At 58.5% G+C, this 9,550-nt stretch carries 9 protein-coding genes; 6 read left to right on the forward strand and 3 right to left on the reverse strand.

The window, feature by feature from the left end; all coding sequences use genetic code 11:
- Nucleotides 1-17: 17 nt before the first annotated feature.
- The 4 genes from HQL98_11255 to HQL98_11270 all read left to right on the forward strand — a co-directional run bounded on the left by HQL98_11255 (nucleotide 18) and on the right by HQL98_11270 (nucleotide 2,828).
- A complete protein-coding gene (locus HQL98_11255) occupies nucleotides 18-248 on the forward strand; it encodes a hypothetical protein (GenBank protein ID MBF0272626.1) in 231 nt (76 codons plus the stop codon).
- 43 nt (nucleotides 249-291) lie between these two features.
- Entirely contained in the window at nucleotides 292-852 is a 561-nt protein-coding gene (gene rfbC, locus HQL98_11260; GenBank protein ID MBF0272627.1) for a dTDP-4-dehydrorhamnose 3,5-epimerase, read from the forward strand.
- 62 nt (nucleotides 853-914) lie between these two features.
- On the forward strand, nucleotides 915-2,150 hold the full coding sequence (locus tag HQL98_11265; protein MBF0272628.1) for an AAA family ATPase: 1,236 nt from the start codon (nucleotides 915-917) through the stop codon (nucleotides 2,148-2,150).
- A gap of 3 nt (nucleotides 2,151-2,153) precedes the next feature.
- Nucleotides 2,154-2,828 carry a DUF4276 family protein gene (locus HQL98_11270; GenBank protein MBF0272629.1) on the forward strand — a complete coding sequence of 225 codons (675 nt, stop codon included), beginning with the start codon at nucleotides 2,154-2,156 and terminating at the stop codon, nucleotides 2,826-2,828.
- A gap of 78 nt (nucleotides 2,829-2,906) precedes the next feature.
- Here the strand turns inward: HQL98_11270 and HQL98_11275 are convergent, their stop codons facing one another.
- Both HQL98_11275 and HQL98_11280 read right to left on the reverse strand, forming a co-directional pair.
- Nucleotides 2,907-5,006 carry a glycine--tRNA ligase subunit beta gene (locus tag HQL98_11275; GenBank protein ID MBF0272630.1) on the reverse strand — a complete coding sequence of 700 codons (2,100 nt, stop codon included), beginning with the start codon at nucleotides 5,004-5,006 and terminating at the stop codon, nucleotides 2,907-2,909.
- Complete coding sequence (locus HQL98_11280; protein MBF0272631.1) at nucleotides 5,003-5,884, reverse strand: glycine--tRNA ligase subunit alpha; 882 nt, start codon at nucleotides 5,882-5,884, stop codon at nucleotides 5,003-5,005. The genes HQL98_11275 and HQL98_11280 overlap by 4 nt, the downstream gene beginning before the upstream one ends.
- A gap of 100 nt (nucleotides 5,885-5,984) precedes the next feature.
- On the opposite strand from HQL98_11280, the gene HQL98_11285 reads away from it, so the two are divergent.
- The gene (locus tag HQL98_11285; GenBank protein ID MBF0272632.1) at nucleotides 5,985-7,250 is read left to right on the forward strand and encodes a M48 family metallopeptidase; all 1,266 of its coding nucleotides are present in this window, start codon (nucleotides 5,985-5,987) and stop codon (nucleotides 7,248-7,250) included.
- A 31-nt stretch (nucleotides 7,251-7,281) separates the two neighbouring features.
- Here HQL98_11285 and HQL98_11290 read toward each other — a convergent pair whose 3' ends face one another.
- The gene (locus HQL98_11290; GenBank protein MBF0272633.1) at nucleotides 7,282-8,301 is read right to left on the reverse strand and encodes a serine/threonine protein kinase; all 1,020 of its coding nucleotides are present in this window, start codon (nucleotides 8,299-8,301) and stop codon (nucleotides 7,282-7,284) included.
- Between the two features lie 254 nt (nucleotides 8,302-8,555).
- Between HQL98_11290 and HQL98_11295 the strand changes: the two genes are divergently transcribed.
- Nucleotides 8,556-9,550: transposase (locus tag HQL98_11295; protein ID MBF0272634.1), on the forward strand; the 995-nt coding region annotated here is incomplete at its 3' end.

Genomic DNA, 9,550 nt, shown 5'->3' on the forward strand with positions numbered 1-9,550 from the left:
AGAAAGAGGCGTGGCGCATGGAAGGTGTTCACGAGAGGTGGGAAGAGTTTCCCCGGGTCCGGACCGTCATGCCGCAAGGATCCGGGAGCGATGGGACGATGGCCGGGTGCGGCTGTGGCTTCGGGAGCGGCGCCGGTGTGGAGGACGAACCGATCTCCCCGCGGCCTCCTTTGTCCCCGTTGAACCTCGACACGGTTTTGACGGTGGAGGATTTGCGGCGTCTTTTGAAGATCGTCGCTTACAGTTGAGTGGTCCGTTTGGGGCCGTGATGGCGGGAATCCGGGTGGCGTGATGCGGATTGTGAACCGATTGTTGAACGATGTCTTGTTGCTGGAACTGCCTGTCATCGAAGAGGGGTCGGCCCGGCGGATGGTGTTGGACCGGGAGGCGTTGATCCGGGTGGGGATTGACGCCCCTTTTGTGCAGGACAACCATTCGCGTTCGGTTCGCAACGTATTGCGTGGTCTGCATTATCAAAGCCTTCATCCCCAGGGCAAGCTGGTGCGGGTGATCGAGGGGGGGATTTTTGACGTGATGGTGGATCTGCGTCGCGCTTCCGCCACCTTTGGCCAGTCGGCCTGGGTGACCCTCGCCGCCGGAACGGGTCAACTGCTCTGGATTCCGCCGGGATTCGCCCACGGCTTTCAGGTGTTGAGCGAGCGGGTGGATTTTTTGTACAGCGTCACCGACTACCGCTATCCGGAACACGAACGGATTCTGCTGTGGTCGGATCCCGCCCTGGCTATCCCCTGGCCCCTGAACGGCGCTTCCCCGATCCTTTCTGCCCGGGATCAGGCGGGCATCCCGTTCGCCGATACGGTGGGGTTGCTGGCAGGGTGGGGAGCGGTCTAGAGGAGGTTTGCTGTCTGTTTTCCTGCGGGTGGCGATCATCATCGAAGTGGGAGGCGGGGCTTGTGGCCATTATTGAGGGATTCAGAATTCAGAATTATCGAGCCTTGAGAAATATCTCCATGGGGCGGATCGGGACGGATCAGGATTTGAAGCAGGTTGCTCCTCTGACTCCTTTGACTGTTGTGATTGGAAAAAATGGAGCCGGAAAAAGTTCGATTTTTGATGCGTTGGGGTTTCTGGCCGACTGCATGGATACGGATATTGAAACCGCATGCAACGCCAGGGGACGAGGAGGGTTTGATAAACTCGTTTCTCACGAAACCAATGAAACCATTTCTTTTACGATTTATTATAGAGAATCAAAGAATGACAGGCCAATCACCTATGAGGTTTCGATTGGGAAGAGCCAAAAGGACGGCCTGCCGATCGTTTTATCAGAAAGATTGCGACAACGACGGAAGAACAATTCAAGCGGTCGTCCTCTTTCTTTTTTGAGATTGGAGAAAGGGAGTGGCAGTGTCTGGATCGGTGATGAGAGCCTGGAAGGCGATGAGTTTTCGGAAAAGCGAATTAAATTGTCTCCTGAAACCTTTGCTATCGTATCGCTTGCTGAACTCATTGAAGAAAATCCTCGTATCAGCAGATTCAAAGCCTTCATCAAGAGTTGGTATTTGAGTTATTTCACCCCTGATGCTGCGCGTCAGATTCCCCAGGCAGGAATACAGAAGCATTTGAATCTGCATGGTGACAATTTTAGCAATGTTGTTCAGTATTTGCATCGAAATCATCCCAATGTTTTGAAAAGAATCCTGGAGAAAATTTCTCAAAAAATTCCAGGCATTGGTACCGTTGCGCCTTATCGTGACAAGATTACCAATAACTTGTATTTATTGTTTCAGGATAAAGGTTTCTCTAAGCCGTTCACTCAGCAACAGATGTCTGATGGAACGCTGAAGATGTTTTGTTATCTTTTGTTGCTGGAAGATCCGTCTCCGCCGCCTTTCTTGTGTATCGAAGAGCCGGAAAATGGGTTGTATCATAAACTGTTGGAAATTCTGGCCCAGGAATTCAGAGATCATGCGACAGGGCGCAAGGGTGGATCGCAGATCTTTATCACGACACATCAACCCTATTTTGTGGATGCGCTCACTCCTGAAGAGGTCTGGGTTCTTGAAAAAATGGCGGATGGTTTTTCGTGTATTACCCGCGCCAGTGAAATCCGTTACATAAAAAGCATGGTGGAAGAAGGGCAACCCTTGGGATCCTTATGGTACAGCGATTATTTGGACGTGAGGTAGACCATGCACTTCGAGATCCTCGTGGAAGGACAAGCCGAACTGACGGTGCTGTCCATTCTGATGGCCCAAATTGTCGGTCCCTATCAGGAACCACATACCTGGAGGATTCATAAACATCGCGGCCTTGGCAAATTGCCCGACGCTTCCAGATCTCCGGTCAACCCGAAAGATGCGACCTTGCTGCATAATCTTCCGGAAAAATTGAGAGCCTATGGAAGGGATATGAGTGATGATGAAATGGTCGTTGTCCTGGTTGATCTGGATGATCGACCGGATTGTTATGCTTTCAAAAAAGAACTGGTCAATCTTTTATCGGCCTGCCCAAAACCGCCACCGTGTTTGTTCCGTATTGCCGTGGAAGAACTGGAGGCTTGGTTTTTGGGAGACGCTGCTGCCATTCGATCGGCTTTTCCTGGTGCCAGTCAGGCGGCGTTGGAATCCTATGTGCAAGATTCTCAGTGTGGAACCTGGGAAAAATTGGCCGAAGTCATCCATCCCGGTGGCATGGCGGCGTTGACCGCTTTGGGTGGCAGAATCGGCAAACGATCGCCCGTCGCGTTACAACAAAAACATCGATGGGCCAAAGAAATGGCCATGGAAATGGATGTCGAGCGGAATGTCTCGCCGAGTTTCCAATGTTTCCGGGATGGTTTGCGTGGGGTCTTTAAACCGCAATGAACCTGCTGAAGCGGGTTCTTGTCCAAACACACCAAAGCGCCGACCCGTCACCATCACGGGTCGGCGCTTTGCTTTGATTTATCCTTCGGGCAGGGCCAGTTTGCTGAAGTCGGCGATGCGGCTGAAGCTCTCCCGGATCGATCCCAGCAGCGCCAGACGGTTGCGGCGTATCGCCGTGTCCGGATCCATCACCAGCAGATCGTCGAAAAAGCGGTCGATGGGGGCGCGCAGCGTGGCGAGGGTCTCCAGGGTGGCGCCGTAACGCCGTTCGGCCAGCAGCGGGGTGGTGGTGGTCACGGCCTGGTTCAAGGCGGTGAACAGATCGGCTTCGGCGGGTTGATGCAGCCCTTGCGGATTGACCGGGGTGCCGGTGTCGGAGGACGGAGCCTTGCCCAGAATGTTGGCGATGCGCTTGTTGGCCGCCACCAGAGCGCCAAAGGCGTCGCTCTTTTTGAAAGCCTCCAGGGCCGCCACCCGGGCCGCCACGTCGGTCAGGTCGTCCAGACGCAACGCCTGCACCGCGTCGATCAGATCATGGGTGAAGTCGTGGCGCAAATGGACCTCCAGGCGGCCATGGATGAACTCCAGCACCGCCTCGCCGGTGGTGTGGGCATCCTGGTCCAGCACGCCCGGGGCGTAGGCCCCATGGGCCAGGATGAGAAGTTCCCGCAGGCCCAGGGTCAATCCCCCCCCGTCCAGAATCATCCGGATCACCCCCAACGCCGCCCGTCGCAGCCCGAAGGGATCCTTGGTGCCGGTGGGGGTCAGGCCGATGCCGAAACAGCCCACCAGCGTGTCCAACTTGTCCGCCAGCGACACCATCCGTCCCAAAGACGAACCGGGCAGGGCATCCCCGGCCCCTTGCGGGCGATAGTGTTCCTGAATGGCCAAAGCCACCCCCGCCTCCTCGCCGGCGTGACGGGCGTAATACCCTCCCATCACCCCCTGCAACTCCGGAAACTCTCCGACCATGCCGGTCACCAGATCGCATTTGGCCAGCAGCGCCGCCCGGGCCGCCTGGGGGGCGGAAGCCGGATCGAGACGGGTCGCCAGGGCTTCGGCCAGGATGGAGATTCGTTTTGCCTTGGCCCCCACCGTGCCCAGCCGGGCCTGAAACACCACCTTGTCCAAAGCGGGCAGACGTTCCGGCAGCGGCAGGCGTCGATCCTCCCGCCAGTAGAAGGCCGCATCCTCCAGACGGGCCTTGAGCACCCGTTCGTAACCCCGTACCAGCACCGCCGGATCCGGCGCCTCCAGGTTGGCCACCGCCACGAAACAGGGCTTCAAGCCTCCGTCCGGACCTTTGACCGGAAAATATTTCTGATGATACTTCATGGAGGTGGCCAGCACCTCCGGGGGGATCTCCAGATAGCCTGGATCGAAGCGACCGGTCATGGGGACCGGCCATTCGGTCAGTCCGGCGTTTTCGATCACCAATCCTTCGTCCAGCACCGCCGATCCCCCCTCCAGGGAGGAGAGCCGGGTCACCCCTTCCCGGATCACCTGCGCCCGTTCGTCCAGGGAGAGCATCACCCGGTTGGCCGCCAGGGTCGTCAGATACTCTTGCGCGTTTCGCACCGGAAACCGACCCGGCGCCATGAAACGGTGTCCACGGGTCTCGTGACCCCCGGAGACGCTCTCCGAGGCCCGGGCGGGCAGTTCCATCCCGTCCAGCAGGGCCACCATCCAGCGGATGGGACGCACGAAACGGGTCTGTCCGCTGCCCCAGCGCATGGACTTGGGCCAGGGAAAGGCCGCCAGCAGATCCGCCATCAGACCCGGCAGGATGGCCTGGGCGTCGCTGCCCGGGGTGCGCAGGGTGCAGGCCAGATAGGTTCCCTTGGGGGTTTCGAGCCGCTCCAGGGCCGCCACCGTGGTGCCGCAGGCGTGGGCAAACCCTTCGGTGGCCTTGGTGGGCCGACCCTCGGCATCGAAGGCCCGTTCCAGCGCCGGACCCTTGCGGGTCTCGGAGCGGTCCGCCTGACGTTGGGGAATCCCCTCCACCGCCAACGCCAGTCGTCGGGGGGTGGCGTGACACCATTTCAGGCGGGTGTCGGTGGTCGTCAATCCAGCCCCTTCCAGGGTGGTCATCATGGCCGTGCCGAAGTGACGAATCGCTTCGGTCAACATCCGCGACGGAATCTCTTCGCAGCCGATCTCCCACAACAATTCACTCATGTCCGTTCTCCCCGCTGGATGAGCGGATGTCCCAATGCCGCACGTTGCGCTACGAATCCTTCCGCCGTCACCTTGGCCATGGCCCGTACCCGACCGATGAACCGGGCCCGCTCCGTGACGCTGATGGCGCCACGGGCATCCAGCAGATTGAAGACGTGGGAGCCGTGAATCACCTGTTCATAAGCGGGTCCCGGCAGTTGACGGGCCGCCAGGGCCAGGGCTTCCGCCTCGAACATGTCGAAGAGCTTGAAGAGATTCTCCACGTTGGCGGCGGTGAAGTTGTAGCCGGAAAAATCCGCCTCCTCCTGCTGGTGGACATCCCCGTAGGTGATGCCCGGAGTCCAGATCAGGTCATAGACGTTCTCCTTGCCCTGGATGTACATGGCCAGCCGTTCCAGGCCATAGGTCAACTCCCCGGAAACCAGGGGCAGATCGATTCCCCCCACCTGTTGGAAATAGGTGAACTGGGTTACTTCCATGCCGTCGAGCCACACTTCCCAGCCCAGACCCCAGGCCCCTAGCGTGGGACTTTCCCAGTCGTCTTCCACGAAGCGGATGTCGTGGGCCTTGGGATCGATGCCGATGGCAGCCAGGGATTCCAGATACAGATCCTGAATCTCGTCTGGCGACGGCTTGAGAATCACCTGAAATTGATAATAGCGTTGCAACCGGTTGGGATTTTCTCCGTAGCGTCCATCCGTGGGGCGGCGGGAGGGCTGCACATAGGCCACATTCCAGGGTTCCGGTCCCAAAGAACGCAGAAAGGTCGCCGGATGAAAAGTCCCGGCACCCATCTCCATGTCGTGGGGTTGCAGGAGAACACAGCCCCGTTTGGACCAGTAGGTCTGCAAGGAAAGAATGAGTTCTTGAAATGTCACGGTCCACTCCTTGTGGCGCGTTCCGGAATGAGAGATGATCTAGGATGAAGGGGTATGTACCCGTTCGCGATCATCTCTTCAAGGAGATTTCGTTCAAGCCATGTCCATTTACGGTCTGATCATCCTGTCTGCCCTGGTGTTGGGGTTTTTGCTGGATGCCCTGGTGGTGTTTCTCAACATACGGGCCTTGGGCGTCCGTCCGTCCGAAAAGGTGGCCGCGGTCACCGATCTTCCCACCTGGGAGAAAACCATGGCCCACGCCAGAGCCAAGGCCATCCTGGATATCGTGGCTTCGGGGAGCAAAGTGGTGGCCTTGCTGATCTGGTGGTTCGCGGGAGGCTTTCCGTGGCTGGACCGGATCGTCGCCTCCTGGGCGTTGGGACCATTGGGGGGGGCGGTGGTCTATGTGGTACTGCTGCTGTTGCTGTTCAAGCTGTTTTCCCAGCCATTCAAGCTCTACCACACCTTTGTGCTGGAGACCCGTTTCGGGTTCAATCGCACCTCGGTCACCACCTTCTTGGAGGATCGGGCCAAGGGATTCCTGTTGGCTTTGGTGGTGGGTGGACCGTTTCTGGTGGTGGTGTTGTTCTTTTTTCATTTCAAGGGGGAGTGGGTTTGGTTGTATTTCTGGGGGACCGCTGCGGCCTTTGTGGTGTTGGTGCAGTATCTCGCCCCGGTGGTGTTGATGCCCCTGTTCAACCGTTTCACCCCCATGCCCGACGGTTCCACCCGGCAGGCCATCCAGGGGTATCTGGACCGGATCGGTTTGCCGTTTTCCGGGATTTTCACCATGGATGGCTCCCGTCGTTCCACCCGGACCAACGCCTTTTTGACCGGTCTGGGGCGTGGGCGGCGCATCGTGCTGTTCGACACCCTGCTGGCGCGTCATGGCGATGCCGAGGTGGTGGCGGTGCTGGCCCACGAGGTGGGACATCTGGTGTTGGGACACCTGCGACGGGTCACGGTGGTGGCGGTGCTGCATCTGGGGCTGATGAGCGTCTTGCTGGCCATGGCCATGCATCAACCGGCGTTGCATCATGATTTCTTCATGGAACGGGTGACGCTCCACGGAGGATTCGTCTTTTTCGTGCTGCTGGCCGTGCCGTTGGATCTGCTCACCGGACCGGTGCTCAAGTGGATCTCCCGGCGCCATGAATACGCGGCGGATCGTTTCGCCGTCTCCACCTTGGGGGATTGTGCCCCTCTGGTGACGGCTCTGAAACGACTGGCCCGGGAAAACCTCACCGGGTTGACCCCCCATCCCTGGCATGTGATCCTCCATCACAGCCATCCTCCGGTGTTGGACCGCATCGCGGCCATCGAGGCGGCGGCGTCCACGCCGGGTCCGGACGATCGGAACCGTTGAACTGGAAGGGGCGACAAGGGGTCGCGGTGGATCAATAAGGATCCATGAAGGCGTAAGGATTCCACTCCAGGGGCGGGGCCTGCATGAGCAGCACCTGTTCCCGCAGGGACAGGATGTGGTTGTCCCAGTAGCGGGGGGCGTCGAACCAGGGAAAGGCCCGGGGAAAGGCGGGATCATCCCAGCGTCGGGCGATCCAGGCGGAATAGTGGATCATGCGCAAGGTGCGCAGGGCCTCCACCAGATGGATCTCCCGGGGATTGAAATCGTGAAACTTCCGGTATCCTTTGAGCAGCGCCGCAAACTGGCTGCCTTGTTCTTCTCTTTCTCCCGACAGGCACATCCAAAGATCCTGAATCGCCGGTCCCATGCGGGCGTCGTCGAAATCGACGAACAGGGGTCCATTGTCGGTCCATAGAATGTTGCCCGAATGGCAATCCCCGTGGAGACGGATTTTTTTGGGTTGTCCCGCCTGCTCGAAGCAGCGTCGGATCAGGGCCAGCAGTTCGCCGGTGAGGGAGTCGTAGATGGCCCGCAGTTCCAGGGGGATGAATTTGGATTCCATCAAGAAGCGGTGCGGTTCCACGCCGAAGGTTTCCACGTCCAGGGTGGGGCGGGCCTGGAATGGACGGGTCGCCCCCACCGCGTGAATTCGTCCCAGAGCCAGTCCCAACCGTTCCAGATGGTCGAAGTTTTCCAGGTCCGGCGCCCGTCCTCCGCATTTGGGATAGATGGCGAAACGGAATCCCTGCCAGGGATGCAGGGTTCGGCCCGCCGTATTGGCCAGGGGGGCCACCACCGGGATTTCCATTTCCGCCAATTGGGTGGTGAAGTGGTGTTCTTCCAAGATGGCGGCCTGATTCCAGCGTCCTTTGCGGTAGAATTTCACCACCAGGGCTTCGCCGTTTTCCACCCCGACTTGATAGACCCGGTTTTCGAAGCTGTTGAGCGCCAGCAGGCGTCCATCGCAGCGATATCCAACGCTTTCCACCGCATCCAGGATCACTTCCGGGCTGAGGTTTTTGTATGGGGTTTTGTGCGAGTGTCCGGACATGCGCGCCTTGCATCCATGATTGAACAGTTTTTTGCCCGGCTTTGGATTGGCGAGGGCAGCCTTTTCCAAATCGATGTCGGCATTATCTCTTTTTTGTGGGGAATCGGAAAGGGTTGGCCAGGGCGAAACCGGGATGAAGAGGCTGTCAACCGGTCTGGAAACGTGATTTTAATCTATTTTTAATCTTAACAGCCCGTTGATAAAATATTAATCATCTGGTATACTGTTGCCATTGAACCTGACAGGAGGGAGAGATGGCGCTGGGACAGATGGGTGGGAAGCAGGAGGAGATGTTCATCACGTGGGATGAGTTGCCGAGGTCGCCTGGGCATCCATTTTACGATCGCCTGCAGAAAGAGTTGGATCAAGCTGGATTTGATCGGTTCGCGGAGGAGAAATGCGCACCGTACTACGCGAAAGGGCGGCGCGGGAGGCCGTCGATTCCGCCTGGTCGATATTTTCGGATGCATTTTGTGGGATATTTCGAGGGGATCAACAGCGAACGTGGGATTGAGTGGAAATGCAGTGACTCGCTGGCGTTGCGGGAATTTTTGAAACTGAAGTTGGTGGAACGTGTGCCGGATCATTCGACGCTGAGCACGACCCGGAGTCGTCTGCCGCTGGAGACCCACAAAGAGGTGTTCGGCTGGGTACTGAAGGTGTTGTCGGAAGCGGGTCTGGTGCATGGGGACCGGTTGGGTGTGGACGCCTCGACTATGGAGGCGAATGCGGCGCTGCGTGGTTTGGTTCAGCGTGGGAGCGGCGACACTTACCGGGAAATGCTTGAGAATTTGGCGAAGGCGAGCGGGATTGAGACGCCGACGACAGAGCAGTTGATCCGGCTGGATCGGAAACGCGAGGGCAAGAAGCTGTCCAACAAGGAGTGGGAATCGCCGGTGGATGCGGACGCTCGGATCGCGAAGTTGAAGGATGGTCGGACGCATTTGGCGTACAAGCCGGAGCACGCGGTGGACCTGGACAGTGGAGCCATTGTGGCGGTGAGGGTTCATGCTGCGGATCATGGCGACACATCCACGATCGGAGGGACACTGGAAGAGGCACGCCGGAATCTGAATCAGGTTGTCAAGGTGCCCCTGGACGAGGAAAACCGCTGCGAGGTGATCGCCGACAAGGGGTATCATTCGCGGGAGGTATTGAAGGCGTTGGCGGCAGGTCCCTGGCAGAGCCGGATTGCCGAACCGGAACGTTCCGGGGTGAATCGTTGGCATGGCGACAAAGCGGCGCAACA

It is taken from the genome of Magnetococcales bacterium (genome assembly GCA_015231755.1).
Classification (GTDB): Bacteria; Pseudomonadota; Magnetococcia; order Magnetococcales; family Magnetaquicoccaceae; genus Magnetaquiglobus.

Coding starts and splice junctions, on each gene's coding strand:
- HQL98_11255 (MBF0272626.1), top strand. CDS start 18: ATGGAAGGTGTTCACGAGAGGTGGGAAGAGTTTCCCCGGGTCCGGACC.
- rfbC (MBF0272627.1), top strand. CDS start 292: ATGCGGATTGTGAACCGATTGTTGAACGATGTCTTGTTGCTGGAACTG.
- HQL98_11270 (MBF0272629.1), top strand. CDS start 2,154: ATGCACTTCGAGATCCTCGTGGAAGGACAAGCCGAACTGACGGTGCTG.
- HQL98_11275 (MBF0272630.1), bottom strand. CDS start 5,006: ATGAGTGAATTGTTGTGGGAGATCGGCTGCGAAGAGATTCCGTCGCGG.
- HQL98_11285 (MBF0272632.1), top strand. CDS start 5,985: ATGTCCATTTACGGTCTGATCATCCTGTCTGCCCTGGTGTTGGGGTTT.
- HQL98_11290 (MBF0272633.1), bottom strand. CDS start 8,301: ATGTCCGGACACTCGCACAAAACCCCATACAAAAACCTCAGCCCGGAA.